The sequence below is a fragment of the Nocardioides sp. Leaf307 genome, from assembly GCF_001423135.1.
GTDB classification, from domain to species: domain Bacteria; phylum Actinomycetota; class Actinomycetes; order Propionibacteriales; family Nocardioidaceae; genus Nocardioides; species Nocardioides kribbensis.
The window spans coordinates 738,693-754,593 of the sequence record NZ_LMNY01000002.1 but is presented as its reverse complement, the minus strand read 5'-3'; the positions used below and the strand labels follow the sequence as shown (position 1 = coordinate 754,593).

Annotated in this window: 15 protein-coding genes; 9 read left to right on the top strand and 6 right to left on the bottom strand. The window is 75.5% G+C overall.

The features are described from left to right. Positions 1-62 precede the first annotated feature (62 nt). A complete protein-coding gene (locus tag ASF50_RS12760) occupies positions 63-1,187 on the bottom strand; it encodes a DMT family transporter (RefSeq protein ID WP_156718266.1) in 1,125 nt (374 codons plus the stop codon). Positions 1,188-1,234: 47 nt separating this feature from the next. On the opposite strand from ASF50_RS12760, the gene ASF50_RS12755 reads away from it, so the two are divergent. From ASF50_RS12755 to ASF50_RS12740, 4 genes are all read left to right on the top strand, one after another. Next, on the top strand, positions 1,235-1,969 hold the full coding sequence (locus ASF50_RS12755; RefSeq protein WP_056904677.1) for a (deoxy)nucleoside triphosphate pyrophosphohydrolase: 735 nt from the start codon (positions 1,235-1,237) through the stop codon (positions 1,967-1,969). A gap of 110 nt (positions 1,970-2,079) precedes the next feature. Next, the gene (gene mshB, locus ASF50_RS12750) at positions 2,080-3,048 is read left to right on the top strand and encodes an N-acetyl-1-D-myo-inositol-2-amino-2-deoxy-alpha-D-glucopyranoside deacetylase (protein ID WP_056904676.1); all 969 of its coding nucleotides are present in this window, start codon (positions 2,080-2,082) and stop codon (positions 3,046-3,048) included. A 77-nt stretch (positions 3,049-3,125) separates the two neighbouring features. Continuing rightward, positions 3,126-3,581: a hypothetical protein gene (locus ASF50_RS12745; protein ID WP_056904675.1), complete on the top strand. Its 456-nt coding sequence runs from the start codon at positions 3,126-3,128 to the stop codon at positions 3,579-3,581. A gap of 32 nt (positions 3,582-3,613) precedes the next feature. Further along, complete coding sequence (locus ASF50_RS12740; RefSeq protein ID WP_056904674.1) at positions 3,614-5,386, top strand: VanW family protein; 1,773 nt, start codon at positions 3,614-3,616, stop codon at positions 5,384-5,386. 52 nt (positions 5,387-5,438) lie between these two features. Here the strand turns inward: ASF50_RS12740 and ASF50_RS12735 are convergent, their stop codons facing one another. Continuing rightward, entirely contained in the window at positions 5,439-5,786 is a 348-nt protein-coding gene (locus tag ASF50_RS12735; RefSeq protein WP_056904673.1) for a hypothetical protein, read from the bottom strand. A 110-nt stretch (positions 5,787-5,896) separates the two neighbouring features. Between ASF50_RS12735 and ASF50_RS12730 the strand changes: the two genes are divergently transcribed. Beyond that, the gene (locus ASF50_RS12730; protein WP_056862272.1) at positions 5,897-6,853 is read left to right on the top strand and encodes a DUF389 domain-containing protein; all 957 of its coding nucleotides are present in this window, start codon (positions 5,897-5,899) and stop codon (positions 6,851-6,853) included. 6 nt (positions 6,854-6,859) lie between these two features. On the opposite strand, the gene ASF50_RS12725 is transcribed toward ASF50_RS12730, so the two are convergent. After that, entirely contained in the window at positions 6,860-7,864 is a 1,005-nt protein-coding gene (locus ASF50_RS12725; protein ID WP_056904672.1) for a GNAT family N-acetyltransferase, read from the bottom strand. Positions 7,865-7,940: 76 nt separating this feature from the next. Here ASF50_RS12725 and fdxA point away from each other — a divergent pair, with 76 nt between their 5' ends. Then, the gene (fdxA, locus tag ASF50_RS12720; RefSeq protein ID WP_056862274.1) at positions 7,941-8,267 is read left to right on the top strand and encodes a ferredoxin; all 327 of its coding nucleotides are present in this window, start codon (positions 7,941-7,943) and stop codon (positions 8,265-8,267) included. After that, entirely contained in the window at positions 8,264-9,388 is a 1,125-nt protein-coding gene (gene dapC, locus ASF50_RS12715) for a succinyldiaminopimelate transaminase (protein WP_056905011.1), read from the top strand. Before fdxA ends, dapC begins: the two co-directional genes overlap by 4 nt. A gap of 9 nt (positions 9,389-9,397) precedes the next feature. On the opposite strand, the gene ASF50_RS12710 is transcribed toward dapC, so the two are convergent. After that, the gene (locus ASF50_RS12710; RefSeq protein ID WP_056904671.1) at positions 9,398-10,366 is read right to left on the bottom strand and encodes a hypothetical protein; all 969 of its coding nucleotides are present in this window, start codon (positions 10,364-10,366) and stop codon (positions 9,398-9,400) included. Positions 10,367-10,442: 76 nt separating this feature from the next. Continuing rightward, complete coding sequence (dapD, locus tag ASF50_RS19690; RefSeq protein ID WP_056904670.1) at positions 10,443-11,420, bottom strand: 2,3,4,5-tetrahydropyridine-2,6-dicarboxylate N-succinyltransferase; 978 nt, start codon at positions 11,418-11,420, stop codon at positions 10,443-10,445. 201 nt (positions 11,421-11,621) lie between these two features. Between dapD and ASF50_RS19685 the strand changes: the two genes are divergently transcribed. Beyond that, positions 11,622-12,881 carry an ATP-binding protein gene (locus ASF50_RS19685; RefSeq protein WP_056904669.1) on the top strand — a complete coding sequence of 420 codons (1,260 nt, stop codon included), beginning with the start codon at positions 11,622-11,624 and terminating at the stop codon, positions 12,879-12,881. Between the two features lie 147 nt (positions 12,882-13,028). Further along, entirely contained in the window at positions 13,029-14,054 is a 1,026-nt protein-coding gene (locus ASF50_RS12695) for a lipase (protein WP_056904668.1), read from the top strand. Positions 14,055-14,149: 95 nt separating this feature from the next. Here ASF50_RS12695 and ASF50_RS12690 read toward each other — a convergent pair whose 3' ends face one another. After that, positions 14,150-15,604, bottom strand: a complete 1,455-nt coding sequence (locus ASF50_RS12690; protein WP_414855741.1) for a SulP family inorganic anion transporter — start codon at positions 15,602-15,604, stop codon at positions 14,150-14,152. Positions 15,605-15,901: the final 297 nt, after the last annotated feature.

Below are 15,901 nucleotides of genomic sequence, written 5' to 3'. Positions count from 1 at the left end.
AGCGTCTCGAAACCACTGTCCCCGGGCGTAGTGGTTTCGAGACGGTCGCTGGCGCTCCCTCCTCAACCACCGGGGCTGGGGCTCCCTCCTCGACCACCGGGGCTGGGGCTCCCTCCGCAACCACCGGGGCTGGGGCTCCCTCCTCGACCACCGTCGGGGTGAGGGCGGGCGGAGCGGGTGGCGACGGCGACACCGAGGACGGCGACGACCAGGCCGACGAGCTCGCGGGCGTCGAGGGTGTCACCGAAGCAGAGCCAGGCCATCACGGCGGTGACGGGGGGCATGAGGAAGAAGACGCTGGCCGAGGCGCCGGCGCCGCCGCGGCGCACGACGGCGCCGAGCAGCAGCAGGCCGACGATGGAGTTGACGATCGCGAGGTAGGCCACGGTGGCGACCGCGACGGCGGGGTCGTGCACGGGGCGGGTGCCCTCGAGCAGCAGCCCGAGCACCACCAGCGGCACGGCGCACACCGCGAACTGCACCACCGCCGCCCACACCGGGTCGATCGCGCCTCCGGGCGGCGTCGCGCCCGACTCGGCCGCACCGGCCTCCTCGAGGGAGTCGGACGGTCGGGGGGACCCGGGGGCGGCGGCCGTCCAGCGCTGGCCGAGCGTGCCGAGGCAGAGGCTGAGGGTGCTGAGCACGCCGAGGGTGAGGCCGACCGCCCCGCCGGCCTCCTCGACGTCGGGGCCGAGGATCGTCACGACGCCGGCGACGCCCACCACCAGGCCGACGACCTGCACGCGGGTGACCCGCTCGCGCAGCAGCACGCCGGCGAGCACGACGGTGAGCACGGGGGAGAGCGAGTGCATCAGCGCGCCGAGGGTGGCGCCGAGGCCGACGTCGAAGGCGAGGTACATGAAGACGAACTGCAGCCCGTTCATCATCAGCCCCACCGCGCCCAGCCGCACGAGCACGCCCCGCGGCAGCCGCATCGGCCCGCGGCGCCACCGCGCCCAGGCCCCCAGCAGCAGCGTGGCCACCACGAAGCGCAGCGCCAGCAGCGTGATCGGCTCCACCGCCTCGACGCCGAGCGGGCCGGCGATGTAGCCCGAGGACCACACGACCACGAAGGCCGCCGCCGGCACGAGCGGCACCTGCGGGTGGGCCGGGCCCGGGGCGTGCGCGGCGCCGGCCGGTGGTGGCGTCGGCAGGGCAGGCGCGCGACGAGGTCCCCGAGACAGCATGGGCCCACCCTGCACCACCGGTGCACGGGAGACCTAGAGTCGCGCTCGTGGACGGGCAGCGGGAGCGGCTGGTGGTGGGCGCGGCGCTCGTGCGCGGCGGGCGGGTGCTGGCCGCGCGGCGTACGGCTCCGCCGGAGGCGGCGGGACGCTGGGAGCTGCCGGGCGGCAAGGTCGAGGCGGGGGAGACCCCGGGCGACGCGCTGGTGCGCGAGGTCGCCGAGGAGCTGGGCTGCGAGGTCGAGGTGGTGGCGTGGCTGCGACCGCTGACGGGGCCGGGGGCGGGCGCCGCCGGGGCGCCCGCCGACGGTGTCGCGGTGCGGCCCGGGCTGAGGCTGCGGGTGGCCACGGCGCGGCTGGTGCGCGGCGAGCCCGAGCCGGGCGAGCACGACCTGCTGGCCTGGGTCGGCCCCGACGAGCTCGACGACCTCGACTGGCTCGAGCCCGACCGGCCCTTCCTGCCCGAGCTGCGCCACGTGCTGCTCACCGCGCCGGTGGCCTCGGCGCGCGCGGTGTTCTTCTCCGACGACGACGCCCGGGCCGTGGAGCGCCGGCTGCGCGCCGACGGCTACGACGCCCTCGTCGAGCGCGAGCGGCTGGCCGGGGAGGACGACGACGAGGACCACCCCTGGGCCGTGGTCACCGATGCCCCCGCCTTCGTGCTCGACGTGCTCTGCGACGAGCACGACGGCTGGCTCGACGAGGGCCTCGAGGCCCCCGACGCGCCGCCCGCGGCGCCGCTGGACCTGCCGAGCGCGCCGAGGCGGATCAAAAAGCCGCAGTGAGGTGTTGGGGCCACTGACCGGCCGGTGCGCCGGTCGCGGTGCACGGCGGCGGGACTCCCGCGGCCGGGCGCCCTCCGCCCCTGTCGGACCTCGTCCCTAGGATCCTCGCCATGCCCGCAGCGCCCGCCCACGCCTCCCAGCAGCCGCCCGCCGCCACGCCCGCCGAGCAGCGGCTGCTCCTCGTGCACGCCCACCCCGACGACGAGACGATCGGCCAGGGCGCCACGATGGCGCAGTACGCCGCGCAGGGCCGCTCGGTCACCCTCGTCACCTGCACCGCCGGCGAGATGGGCGAGATCCTCGTGCCCGAGCTCGAGCACCTCGCCGCCGACAAGGAGGACCGCCTCGGCGAGCACCGCCGCGGCGAGATCGCCGACGCGATGGCCGCCCTCGGCGTCACCGACCACCGCTGGCTCGGCGGCTTCGGGCACTACCGCGACTCCGGCATGCAGTGGCACGCCGACGGCCACGCCGTCGCCGCCGACGACGTGCACGACAACGCCTTCTCCCGCGCCGACCTCACCGAGGCCGCCACCCTGCTGGTCGAGGTGGTCCGCGAGGTGCGCCCGCAGGTGCTGGTGACCTACGACGAGTTCGGGGGCTACGGCCACCCCGACCACATCCAGGCCCACCGCGTCGCGATGTACGCCGCGCAGCTCGCGGCCGTGCCGTCCTACCGCCCCGACCTCGGGGCGGCGTGGGACATCGCCAAGGTCTACTGGGGCGCCATGTCGGAGAGCCGCATGCGCGCCGGCCTGCGCGCCCTGCGCGACGCCGGCGACACCACCTCCTTCGAGGGCATGGACCCCGACGGCCCGCTGCCGCACTTCGTGACCGCCGACGACGACCTGTCCTGCGCCGTCGACGCCCAGGACCACGTCGAGCGCAAGATGGACGCCCTGCGGGCCTACCCCACGCAGGTCACCCTCGACGGGCCCTTCTTCGCGCTGTCCAACAACGTCGGCGCCGCCGCCTGGGGCGTGGAGTTCTACCGCCTGGTCAAGGGCGTGCTGGGCCCGGTCGGCGACGACGGGCTCGAGAGCGACCTCTTCGCCGGGCTCGCCGGCGACGCGGGCTGACCCCGCCCGTGGTGGCCGAGGCACCGGCGCACCCCCGGGCGCCGGGGCGAGCGGCCCGACCGGGGCCGGTCGGGCTGGTGCTGCGCGTGCTCGCCGCCGGGCTGCTGGCCGCGGTGGGCGCGGCGACCGCGACCGCCGTCGTGCTGGTGCACCCGCTGTGGTGGGGCCTGCTGCTCGGCGCGGCCGCCACCCTGGCCACGGCGTGGGCCCTGCCGCGGTCGTGGTGGGCGCGCCCGCCGTGGGCGCTGGGCTGGGTGGTCGTGCTCGGCGTCGTGCTGGAGAGCTCCCCGGGGTCGGGCTACCTCGTCGCCCAGGACGTCGCGGGCTACCTGCTGCTCGGCCTCGGGCTGGTCGTCGTGGTCCTCGTCGTCTCCGACGTGACCACCCTGGTGCTCCGTCCGCGGGGCGCCCGACCCGATGACCGGCCCGGTGACCGGCCCGATGACCGGACCGACGACCAGCCCGGTGCTCGGCCCCCGGAGGGCGCCGCCGCGGCCGACCCCGCGCCGCCCGCCCAGGGCCGGGGATCCTGACCCGGCGCGGGCCCTTCCTTAGGATGGGGGTCGTGAGCCCGCGAGACGACGCCAAGCCGCCCCGCCCCGACCGCGAGGGGAGCGGGGGCAAGGTCGTCGCCGCGGTCATCGGCGGGCTGGCCCTGCTCGCCGGTGGCGGCTACGCCGCGCTGGCCCTCACCGCCGGCGACAAGGTGCCGCGCGGCACGGCCGTCTCGGGCGTCGACATCGGCGGGCGCACCCAGGCCGACGCGGTCGCCGCCCTCGAGGAGGGCCTCGCCGAGCGCGAGGGCGGCCGGCTGCGGGTCTCGGTGGCCGGCTCCGACGCCGAGCCGCTGCGCATCAGCCCCGCCGACGCGGGGCTCTCGGTCGACCACCTCGCCTCGGTCGAGGCCGCGGGCGGCGAGCGCACCTGGGACCCCCGCCGCCTGTGGGACTACTACACCGGCGGCGACGACCTCGAGGCCGTCGTCGACGTCGACCCCGCCGCGCTGGACGCGCTGGTGACCCGCCTCGACGACGAGGCCGGTGCTCCCGCGGTCGACGGCGAGGTCGTCTTCGGTCCCGCGGGCGTCAGCACCGTCTCCCCGCAGCAGGGCCGTGCCCTCGACGCCGCGGAGGTCCGCGAGGCGATGGAGGCGGCGTACGTCGCCGAGCGCCGCGCCGACCGCAGCGTCGAGCTGGAGCCCGTCGTGGTGGAGCCCGACATCGACGCCGCCGACGTGCAGGCCGGCCTCGACGACTTCGCCAACCCCGCGCTCTCCGCCTCGGTCGTGCTGCGCTTCGACGGCACGCCGCTGCGGCTGCAGCCGGCCGACTACCGCGAGGCGCTCTCGATGGAGCCGGTCGACGGGGAGCTCGAGCCGCGCGTCGACACCGAGGCGCTGAGCGCGCTGGTCGACTCGATGACCACCTCCGACGACCCCGTCGACGCCACCGTCGCGCTGGTCGACGGCCGCCCGGAGGTCGTGCCGGGCCGCCCCGGGGTCTCCTACGACCCCGACGACGTCGCCGCCGACTTCCTCGACGTGCTCACGCGTCGCGAGGGCAGGCGGGAGGTCGACGTCGCGGCCACCGTGGCCCGGCCCGACTTCACCACGAAGGACGCCCGGGCGCTGGGGATCCGCGAGCGGGTGTCGTCGTTCACGACGTACTTCCCCTACGCGGAGTACCGCAACGTCAACATCGGCCGCGCCGCGGAGATCGTCGACGGCACGGTCGTGAAGCCGGGCGAGACCTTCTCCCTCAACGACATCGTGGGCGAGCGCACGGTCGAGAACGGCTTCACCACCGGCACCATCATCAGCGACGGCGTCTTCGTCGAGGACCTCGGCGGCGGCGTCTCGCAGATGGCGACCACGACCTACAATGCCGCCTTCTTCGCCGGCCTCGAGGACGTCGAGCACAAGGCGCACTCGGTCTACATCGACCGCTACCCCGTGGGCCGCGAGGCCACCGTCGTGTGGGGCGCGGTCGACCTGCGCTTCCGCAACGACACCGACCACGGCGTGCTGGTCGACACCGCCTTCTCCGACAGCACCCCGTCGTCGCAGGGCGTGCTGACGGTCTCGATCTGGTCGACCAAGACCTGGGACATCACCACCCGGACCTCCGAGCGCTACGACTACACCGCCCCGGCCACGCAGACCCTGAGCACCGAGAACTGCCTGCCCAACACCGGTTACTCCGGCTTCTCGGTCGACGTGTGGCGCTACTTCCGGCGACCCGGCGACGACCGGCTGGTCAAGCAGGAGAAGATCCACACCGATTACATCCCCTCCGACACCATCATCTGCCGCCCGCCGGCGGGTGCCGGGCGCGGCTGACCCGAGCGGCTGACCCGAGCTGCCGGCCAGGGGTCCGGCCAGGGCCCCGACCTCAGGCCGGGGAGACGCGGAGCCGGTCGCGACCGACGTCGTGGCGACGCCCGCGCGAGTCGGTGGCCCGGGCGAGCAGGGTGTGCACGCCGGGGGCCTCGGGCACCCAGGGGTGCTCCCACTCGACGGGGCCGGCCGGCTCGTTGGGCCCGGTGAGGGTGGCCTCGTGCCAGCTCTCGCCGCCGTCGGTGCTCACCTCGACGATGGCCACGGTGGCGTCGTGCACGCACGCCGTGCCCCGCAGCACGCACATCCGCCCCTCCTGCGCCTCGACCGCGGTGTCGATCGCCACGCGGGGGTCGAGGGGCTGGCAGCCAGACGGCTGGGGGAGGCCGGCGTCGGTCATCATGCGCGTAACCATACTGACCTAGGTGAGTTACGCGAACTACTGGCTCGGCGTGTCCGGCGCGCACCCGGGCCCGTCGGAGCCGACGAGGCCGGCCGCTCTAGCCTGGGCGCGTGCTGCTCCACCTGCGCGTGACCACGCCCGCCGACCTGACCGAGTCGGTCTGCCAGACCCTCTGCCGCCACGACTGGATCACCAACGTGACCCTCCAGCGCGGCGTCGTGCTCGAGCCCGCCGGCGACCTCGTCGAGGCCGACGTGGCGCGGGAGAAGGCCGGACCGGTGATCCGCGAGCTGACCCGCCTGGGGCTGCGCGAGCGCGGCGGGATCGTGGTGACCTCGCCCACCGGCACGCCCTTCGACGCCGCCGACCGGCTCGAGCGCGCCGCCCCGGGCCATCCCGACGACGCCGTGATCTGGGAGTCGGTCGAGGCGGCCGCGGAGGCGGGCGCCGTGCCCACGGTGTCCTTCCACGTCTTCCTCGTGCTCGCGGTCGTGCTGGCCGCGGTCGCCGTGATCACCGACTCCGCGGTGCTGGTCATCGGGGCGATGGTGGTCGGCCCGGAGTTCAGCGCCATCGCGGCCACCTGCGCCGGGCTGCTGCTGGGTCGCTGGGGGCTCGTCGGCCGCGGGCTGCGGCTGCTCGTGCTGTCGTTCCTGCTCGCGATCGTGGTCGTGACGCTGCTGGCGGTGCTGGCCCGGGCGACCGGGCTGGTCACGCTCGAGGAGGTCGTGCGCGAGCGGCCCAACACCGGCTTCATCTGGCACCCCGACCGGTGGTCCTTCATCGTCGCCCTGGTCGCCGGCGCCGCCGGCGCCCTCGCGCTGGCCATCGAGAAGACCGCCACCATGGTCGGGGTGTTCATCAGCGTCACCACCGTGCCGGCCGCCGGCAACCTCGCCCTCGGCCTGGCCTTCCTCGACGGCGGCGAGATCCGGGGGTCGCTGGCCCAGCTGGGGCTCAACGTCGCCGGCATGATCATCGCCGGCACCCTCGTGCTGGTGGTGATGCGGCTGTGGTGGACGCCGATCACCGTGGCCAGCGAGCGGCTCTTCCGCCGGCTGTCGTGACCGGGCTCAGGTCCCGCCGCCCGGCCCGCCGCCGGTGGAGCCGTCGCCCGGCCACGCGGCGACCCCGGGCGGGAGGAGGTAGCGCGTGAGGTGGTGGGGCAGCAGGCCCAGGCCGTCGTAGAGCGCGAGGGCGGGCTCGTTGTCGGTCTCGACGTGCAGCCACACGGTGCTCGCCCCGCGCTCGGCGCCCCACTCCAGCAGCGCGTCCATCACCTCGCCGGCCAGGCCCTGGCGGCGGTGCTCGAGGCGGACCTTGAGCGCGTGCAGCCCCAGCCAGTCGCCGTCGAGGATGGCGCGGCCCTCGGCGATGCGGCCCGCCGAGGTCGCGACCACCGCGAGCGCCCGGTCGCCGGTGACCTCCACGTGGGTGCGGTCGACGGCGGGGGCGAGGCCGCGCCGGCGTCGGCGTACGGCGGCCAGCGAGCCGAGCCGGAACTCGACCTCCCCGTGCGGCAGCAGCCCCCAGCCCGCGGCGAGCGCGGCGGCCTCGACCGGCCCGTCGGCCTCGACCTGCAGCAGCGCGGGCCGGTCGCGCTCGGCGTAGAAGGCCTCGACCCGGGTCAGGGCCTCGGCCACCGGCACGCCGGGGTCGCCCACGGCCAGGCAGGAGTTGGCGCGCTTGAAGGGCCTCCCCACCGGCATCGGGTCGCTGCGGGCCACCCAGTCGCCCAGGTCGCGGCGCTCGACGTCGGGGAAGGCCGAGAAGGAGTGGCCCTCGGCCTCGCGGGCCGAGACCCGCTGGCGCACCGAGGCGCGCGGCGGCACCGGCTTGCCCGAGACGATGTCGCGCAGCGCGATCTCGACCGGCTCGCCCCGCTCCGGGGCGATCGTGCAGGTCTCGGCGCCCCAGGCCGTGCAGGTGCCGAGCAGGTCGGTGAAGGCGGGGCCGCCCGTGGGGCCGGTCTCGGGCTCGTCGCCCGAGGCGCCGCCGCCGCGCACGACCCGCCTCACGACGACCCGCGTGCCCACGACGTGCGGACCCAAGCGGTGGGCGGGGGCGGCGTCGGGCACGCCGGGATACTAGGCTGTGGGAATCCATCAGCACCCCCAGGCCCCGGCCTGGATCTCCACTCCCAGGAGGATCCCGGTGACCTACGTCATCTCCCAGCCGTGTGTCGACGTCAAGGACCGCGCCTGCGTGGACGAGTGCCCCGTCGACTGCATCTACGAGGGCAAGCGGATGCTCTACATCCACCCCGACGAGTGCGTCGACTGCGGTGCGTGCGAGCCGGTCTGCCCGGTCGAGGCCATCTTCTACGAGGACGACACGCCGGAGGAGTGGAAGGACTACTACGACGCCAACGTGAAGTTCTTCGACGAGCTCGGCTCGCCCGGCGGCGCCGCGAAGATGGGGGAGATCGACCACGACCACCCCTTCATCGCCGCCCTCCCCCCGCAGAACCAGGACCACTGAGCGACACGGCCGGGCCGGGCGCGCGGGGCACCGTCTCCGCGCGCCTGCCCGACTTCCCCTGGGACGCCCTCACCGGGCACGCCGCCCGGGCGCGCGCCCACCCCGACGGCGTCGTCGACCTCTCCATCGGCACGCCGGTCGACCCGACCCCCGAGGTCGTGCGCCGGGCGCTGGCCGGCGCGACCGACTCGCCGGGGTACCCGACCACCGTCGGCCTCGAGCGCACCCGCCAGGCCGTCGTGGACTGGCTGGCGCGCCGCCACGGCGTGACCGGCCTCGGGACCGACCAGGTGCTGCCGTCGATCGGCTCCAAGGAGCTCATCGGCGCGCTGCCGCTGCACCTCGGTCTCGGCCCCGGCGACCTCATCGCCTACCCCGCGCTGGCCTACCCGACCTACGAGGTCGGCGCCTCCCTCGTCGGCGCGCGGGCCGTGGCCACCGACTCGCTGACCTCCCTGGGCCCCGAGACCCCGGCGCTGGTCTGGCTGAACTCGCCCTCGAACCCCTCGGGCCGGGTGCTGCCGCCGGAGCACCTGCGCAAGGTCGTCGACTGGTGCCGCGAGCGGGGCGCCCTGCTGGTCTCCGACGAGTGCTACCTCGAGTGCGCCTGGGAGACCACCCCGGTCTCGGTGCTCCACCCCGACGTCAACGGCGGCTCGCTCGAGGGGATCCTCGCGGTCCACTCGCTGTCGAAGCGCTCCAACCTCGCGGGCTACCGCGCCGCCTTCGTCGCCGGCGACACCCCGGTCGTCGCCGAGCTGCTGGCCGTGCGCAAGAACCTCGGCCTGATCATGCCCGGGCCGGTGCAGGTCGCGATGGCCGCCGCCCTCGACGACGACGAGCACGTCGTGGCCCAGCACGCCGTCTACGCCGCCCGGCGCGCCCGGCTGCGCGAGGCGCTGCTGCACGCCGGTTTCCGCGTCGACCACTCCGAGGCCTCCCTCTACCTCTGGTCGACCCGCGACGAGGACTGCTGGGACACCGTGTCCTGGCTCGCCGAGCGCGGCATCCTCGTGGCTCCTGGCGCCTTCTACGGCGCGGCCGGTCGCCAGCACGTGCGCGTTGCCTTCACCGCCAGCGACGAGCGGGTCGACGCCGCCGTCGAGCGCCTCACGCGCTGACCGAGCGGGTCAGTCGAGGACGTCGACGTGCACGTGGTCACGGTGCTCGAGGATCGCGGCGGTCTCGGGGGAGCGGCCGGAGGTGTCGGGGGTGTAGTCGCGCCAGCCCTCGTCGGCGCGCCCGGAGGTCCAGATCTTCGCGTCGTAGATGACGGTGGCGACGTCGAGGCGCTCGGCCTGCGCCACGAGGTACTGCGCCACCGCCCAGCCGCGCACCAGGTTGGTCGGGTTCACCGGGCGGTAGAAGAGGTCGACGGCGCGCCCCTCGTAGTGCGCCGAGCCCTCCATGTGGCCGGTGCTGACCCCGCCGGGGGCGAAGCCGCCGACGGCCTGGCGGCCGAAGTGTCGGTCGACGTCGCGTCGCACCCGCTCGGCGCGGGCGACCAGGCCGTTGTCGCCGAGGGTGTCGGAGGCGGCCTCGGCGGAGTCGTCGCTCTCGCAGGTGAAGGCGGCCGGTGAGTTGCCGGTCAGCGCCGAGGCGATGACGCGGGCGTCGTCCTCGTGGTCGGCGTAGGCGTCGGGGAAGGCCGAGCGCTGCACGGCCTGGGCGGCGACGGTGATCTCCATCGACTCGTAGCCGTCGACCTCCTCGAGCTCGTCGTAGAAGGCGTTGGTGGCGTAGGTCGGGTCGAGGATCTGCTCCACGGTGCCCCAGCCCTGCGAGGGGCGCTGCTGGAAGAGGCCGACGGAGTCGCGGTCGCCGTAGTCGATGTTGACGATCTTCGACTCCTGGTAGGCCGTGGCCAGGGCGATCGACGCCGCGCGGGCGGGCATGCCGCGGCGCACGGCGGTCGCGACGATGAGCGAGGCGTTCTCGGCCTGCTCCACGCTCAGCTCGACCGAGCGGCCGTCGACGGTGGCGACGCAGGTCTCGCCGTCGAGCGAGGGCGCCACCTCCTGGTAGACGCCGTAGCCCACGGCCCCCACGACCCCCAGCGCGGCCACGGCGGAGCCTGCGGCGATCACGGAGGTCCTCATGGGTCGATTGTCCTGGGACCGGCCAAGAACCACCTGAGAACGCGCCGGTCGGCGGCTGTGGGTCCTCGACCGCGCCTCAGTTGGCGTGCAGGTCGGCGTTGAGCGCGATGCCCTGCCCGGTGCGGGCGACGGCCTCGACGGCGCCGGAGACGGAGTTGCGGCGGAAGAGCACGTTGTCGGAGCCGGAGAGCTCGAGGGCCTTCACCACGCGGGGCTCGCCGGCCTCGTCGCGCTCGCCGACCAGGGTCACCTTGGTGCCGGCGGTGACGTAGCAGCCGGCCTCGACCACGCAGTCGTCGCCGAGCGAGATGCCGATGCCGGCGTTGGCGCCGAGCAGGCAGCGCTCGCCCAGCGAGATGACCTGGGTGCCGCCGCCGGAGAGCGTGCCCATGATCGAGGCGCCGCCGCCGACGTCGGAGCCGTCGCCGACCACCACGCCGGCGGAGATGCGGCCCTCGACCATGCTGGCCCCCAGCGTGCCGGCGTTGAAGTTCACGAAGCCCTCGTGCATGACGGTGGTGCCCTCGGCGAGGTGGGCGCCCAGTCGCACGCGGTCGGCGTCGGCGATGCGCACGTTGGCGGGCACGACGTAGTCGACCAGGCGCGGGAACTTGTCGATCCCGAAGACGGTGACGTGCTGGCCGCGGGCCTTCAGCCGGGCGCGGGTCAGCTCGAAGCCCTGCACGGCGCAGGGGCCGGCGGAGGTCCACACGACGTTGGCCAGGTGGCCGAAGACGCCGGCCATCGAGATCGTGTGGGGGCGCACCAGGCGGGAGGACAGCAGGTGCAGGCGCAGCCAGACGTCCTCGGTGGAGGTCGGCTCGGCCTGCAGGTCGGCGATCTCCACCAGGCGCACCTCACGGCGCACGCCACGGGCCTCGTCGCCGCCGACCAGGTCGGCGAGCTCGCGCGGCGCGGTCGCGTCGGCCGGGGTGTCACCGAGGCGGGGCTCGGGGAACCACACGTCCAGCACGGTGTCGTCGCTCGTCACGGTCGCCAGGCCGTGGGCCCAGGCGCGGGTCGGGGTGGCGGTCGGGTCGTTGGCCTCAGTCACGGCGGCAAGCCTAGGCGGGCCCGCCCCGCGGCTCGTCCGCGGTCCACGACCCCGGACTGCAGCGCCCGCCACCGCGGGCGAGGCGCGCTGCCACCCGCCCCGACCCCGATCCTGGGGAGGCGGTGTGGTGCTCGCCGCCGTGGGGCTTAACCTGGAGACGTCCGGCGGGGGGTCGGACGAGCCGGTGCTTCGGGGGGAGCCATGAGCGAGCAGCACGCCGCGGCGTCCGCGAGGGCGACACCGTCCACCACAGCCGGCGCAGGCGGGTCCGCCGCCTCGCTCCCGTCGGCCCTGCCGGGCCGCACCCACCTGCTGCCCGAGATCGCCGACGCCGTGCACAGCGCCGGGGTGCTCGTGCTGCGCGGGCGACCGGGCATCGGGGTCTCGGCGGCCCTGGCCACCGTGGTGCCCCTGGCCGCGGCCACCGGCGTCCGCTGCCTCGCCACGGCCGCCGACCGCTGGGCCGCCGACGACGTGGGCGTGCTCGACACCCTCCTCGGCGAGCTCGACGGCCGCCCCGCGCTGGTGCGCCCTGCCGACGCCGACGAGGTGAGCCGGCGCCTCGCCGGCCGCGGCGTCTGCGCGCTGCCCGGCCCGGGCGGGATCGCCCCCGACTCCCCGGTCGTGCTCGTGGTCGACGACGCCCACCTGCTCGGACCCACCGCCCAGTCGCTGCTCGCGGTCGCGGCGCGGGAGTCCGGCGTCGCCGTCGTCGTCGGCGCCCATGGTGCCGTGCCCGCGCTCGAGGACCTCCCCGGCGCGCGCGTCCTCGACCTGCCCGGCCTCGACCGGGCCGCGGTCGCCGAGGTGGTGTCGCGGGCGCTGGGGGAGCAGGTCGAGCCGGGCTCCTCGCTGGCCGCCGGCTACGCCCGCGCCAGCGGCGGCGAGCCCGGTCGCCTGACGGCGGTGCTCGACCTGCCCGACGCCCGCGCGGCCCTCGACCTCGTGCGCTGGGCGCCCGACCCGTCGCAGACCGCGATCCGTCTCGAGGACGTGCTGCCCGTCGTCGTCGGCGGGGTCGTGGCCGGGGGCGGCGACCGCGACCTGGACGCCTGGGCCGTGCTCGCGCTGGCCGGGGCGGGGGCGCCGAGGGGGCTGCTCGACCACGCCCTGGGGGCGGGCTGGCAGAGCGCCGGGGTCGCGGCCGGCCTGCTGCGCGAGGGACCCGAAGGGGTCTCCTACCGTCACGACGCCGTGCGGCGCCTGGTCGAGCAGACCGTGCCCCCCGCGGTGCGCGCCGGCCTGCTGCACCGTCTCGCCGTGGCCGCGCTCGAGTCCGGCTGCCCGCCGCGGGTCTCCGCGCGACTGCTCCTCGCCGCCGGCCCCGTCGACGTCGAGCTGGCGGTGCGCACCGCCGAGGACGCCGCGGCCCACCTGCGCGACGCCGGTGAGCGCGCCGAGGCCCGCGCCCTGCTGACCCGCGTGCTCGAGCTGCCGGTCACCGAGCCCGCCGCCCGCTGACCCGTCCGGAGGACGGCGGGTCCGGGTGGACCCGGGCGGCTCCCGGTCGGCCCCGGATCGAGGCCGCCCCGGGCGCTGCCGGGCGTGACCATCGCCACCGGGCGTCGTTGGGCGGGTGATCCCGTCTCCCCCCGAGAGGCCGCTCCCGTGCGCCGTACGCCGCTCCGCCCGTCCACCGCCCGGCTGCGCCCGGCCGCCGCCCTCGCCGCGGCGGCCCTCGCCTTCGTGAGCGCCCTGACCGGCGTGGAGGCCCTCACGGCCGGGCCGGCCGGGGCGGCCGGTGCCGGTGCGCCGGGGCCCGACCTGCGACCCACGCGCGCCCAGGTGCTCGAGGCCCTCGACTGCACCGGTGACCTCACCCGCGGCCGCGCTCCGGTGCTCCTCCTGCACGGCACGACGTCGAGCGCCGAGGCCAACTGGTCGTGGAACTGGGACCGCGCCCTCGACGCCCGCCGCCGCGCCCACTGCGACCTGCAGTCGCCCGACAGCGCCAACGCCGACATCCAGGTCAACGGCGAGTACGTCGTGCGCGCGATCCGCCTCATGCACCGCCGCGCCGGGCGCGACATCAGCATCGTGGGCCACAGCCAGGGCGGCATGGTCGGCCGCTGGGCGCTGAAGTACTGGCCCGACACCCGCGGCATGGTCGACGACTACGTCGGGCTCTCCTCCTCCCACCACGGCACCGAGGTCTTCGGCGCCGTCTGCGAGACCCTCGGGCGCTGCACCCCGGCCAACTGGCAGCAGCTGGCCGGCTCCGACTTCCTCACCGCCCTCAACCGCGGACGTGAGACCTACGACCGGGTCGACTACACCGCGATCAGCACGCGCTACGACGAGGTCGTCGTGCCCAGCACCTCGGCCCACCTCGCCCCCGGGAGCAACGTCACCAACGTCGCGGTGCAGGACCTCTGCCCGACCGAGGTCGTCGACCACTTCGGCATGGCCTACGACAACGCCGCCTGGCTGATCGGCCTCGACGCCCTCGAGCACCGCGGGCCGGCCCGCCTCGACCGCGTGCCCACCGCGACCTGCGGCCAGCCGCTGATGCCCGACGTCGACCCCGTCACCTTCCCGGCCGAGGTGGCCGCGGCCCTCGCGCAGACCGCGCGGTCGAGCGCCACCTCGCCGATGGTCACCGCCGAGCCGCCGCTGGCGCCCTACGCCCGCTGACCCCGGGCCGCGGTGGCCCGGCCCGTCTCGGTGGGCCCGGCTCGCAGGCCGGCAAAGCGGGCCCGGATCAGTGGGCCCGGATCAGTGGGCCCGGCTCAGTGGGAGCCGAGCCGTCCGGTGAGCCGCCCGTGGCGCTCGGCGCTGGCCTCGTTGAGCCCCACGATGTCGGCGCGCTTGCCCTTCGCGGCGTACTTGGTGGTGATGGCGTCGAGGGAGGCCACGGTTGAGGCGTCCCACACGTGCGACTCGCTGAGGTCGATGACGACGCGCGCGGGGTCGCCGACGTAGTCGAACTGGCGGTAGAGGTCGTTGCTGGAGGCGAAGAACAGCGCCCCGGTGACGCGGTAGACCGCCGTGGGCTCGCCGTCGGGGCCGACGGTGAGCTGGCGGTCGACCTCGGTGAGGTGGGCGACGCGGCGGGCGAAGAGGGTCGTCGCGACGAGCACGCCGACGACGACGCCGATGGCGAGGTTGTGGGTGGCCACGGTGACCGCGACGGTAGCCACCATCACGGTGGTCTCCGAGCGCGGCATGCGGCGCAGCGTCCGCGGGCGCACCGAGTGCCAGTCGAAGGTGCCGACCGAGACCATGACCATCACCGCGACCAGCGCGGCCATCGGGATGATCGAGACCACGTCGCCGAGACCGACCACGAGGACCAGCAGGAAGACGCCGGCGAGGAAGGTGGAGATCCGGGTGCGGGCGCCGGAGGCCTTCACGTTGATCATCGTCTGGCCGATCATCGCGCAGCCGCCCATGCCGCCGAAGAAGCCCGTGATCACGTTGGAGGCGCCCTGGCCCCACGACTCGCGGGTCTTGTCGGAGTGGGTGTCGGTGAGGTCGTCGACCAGCTTGGCCGTCATCAGCGACTCCAGCAGCCCGACCAGCGCCATCGCCAGGGCGTAGGGGGCGATGATCTGCAGGGTCTCCAGCGTCAGCGGCACGTCGGGCACGAAGAGCGCGGGCAGGGAGTCGGGCAGCTCGCCCTCGTCGCCCACGTCGGGCACCGACAGCGCGGCCAGCACGGTGAAGCCGGTGAGCGCGACGATCGCGACCAGCGGGGCCGGCACGACCGTGGTGACGCGCGGCAGGCCGACCATGACGGCGATGCCGACGGCCACCATCGGGTAGACCAGCCACGGCACGTCGACGAGGTAGGGCAGCTGCGCGAGGAAGATGAGGATGGCCAGCGCGTTGACGAAGCCGACCATGACCGAGCGCGGGATGAAGCGCATCAGCCGGCCGAAGCCGGCCAGGCCGAGCACGACCTGCAGCACGCCGCCGAGCAGCACGGTGGCGATGAGGTAGTCGTAGCCGTGCTCGCGCATCACCGGGGCGATGACCAGGGCGACCGCCCCGGTGGCCGCGGAGATCATCGCCGGACGCCCGCCGAGGAAGGCGATGGAGACGGCCATGGTGAAGGACGCGAAGAGGCCGACCTGCGGGTCGACGCCGGCGATGATCGAGAACGAGATGGCCTCGGGGATCAGCGCCAGGGCGACCACGAGGCCGGCCAGCACCTCGGTGCGCAGCAGCGCGGGGGAGCGCAGCGCCTCGCGGACGCCGGGCTGGCGGGGCGGCGGCGTGGCGTCAGGCCGGGCGTCCGGCACGTCGGCCGGCAGGGAGGGGGGCGTGGTCACGAGGCTCCGTTCGGGGGCAGGGCACACCGGCACGCCCCGGTCCGCGCGGCGTGCGCGGGCGGTCGGGAGCGTCGGTGGACGGGATGGGAGGGTGGTGCGCGCCGGGCGCGCTGCCGGCGTCGTCGCCGGCGGAAGTCTGAGCGCAACCCTACCCTTACGTGAGGGTAGGGTTGAAATCGCTCCCACCCGACGCGCAAGCACACCCAC

What these genes read in the sequence shown, in the direction of transcription:
- ASF50_RS12760 (WP_156718266.1), bottom strand. Translation starts at nt 1,187, where the DNA reads ATGCTGTCTCGGGGACCTCGTCGCGCGCCTGCCCTGCCGACGCCACCA.
- mshB (WP_056904676.1), top strand. Translation starts at nt 2,080, where the DNA reads ATGCCCGCAGCGCCCGCCCACGCCTCCCAGCAGCCGCCCGCCGCCACG.
- ASF50_RS12735 (WP_056904673.1), bottom strand. Translation starts at nt 5,786, where the DNA reads ATGATGACCGACGCCGGCCTCCCCCAGCCGTCTGGCTGCCAGCCCCTC.
- ASF50_RS12710 (WP_056904671.1), bottom strand. Translation starts at nt 10,366, where the DNA reads ATGAGGACCTCCGTGATCGCCGCAGGCTCCGCCGTGGCCGCGCTGGGG.
- ASF50_RS19685 (WP_056904669.1), top strand. Translation starts at nt 11,622, where the DNA reads ATGAGCGAGCAGCACGCCGCGGCGTCCGCGAGGGCGACACCGTCCACC.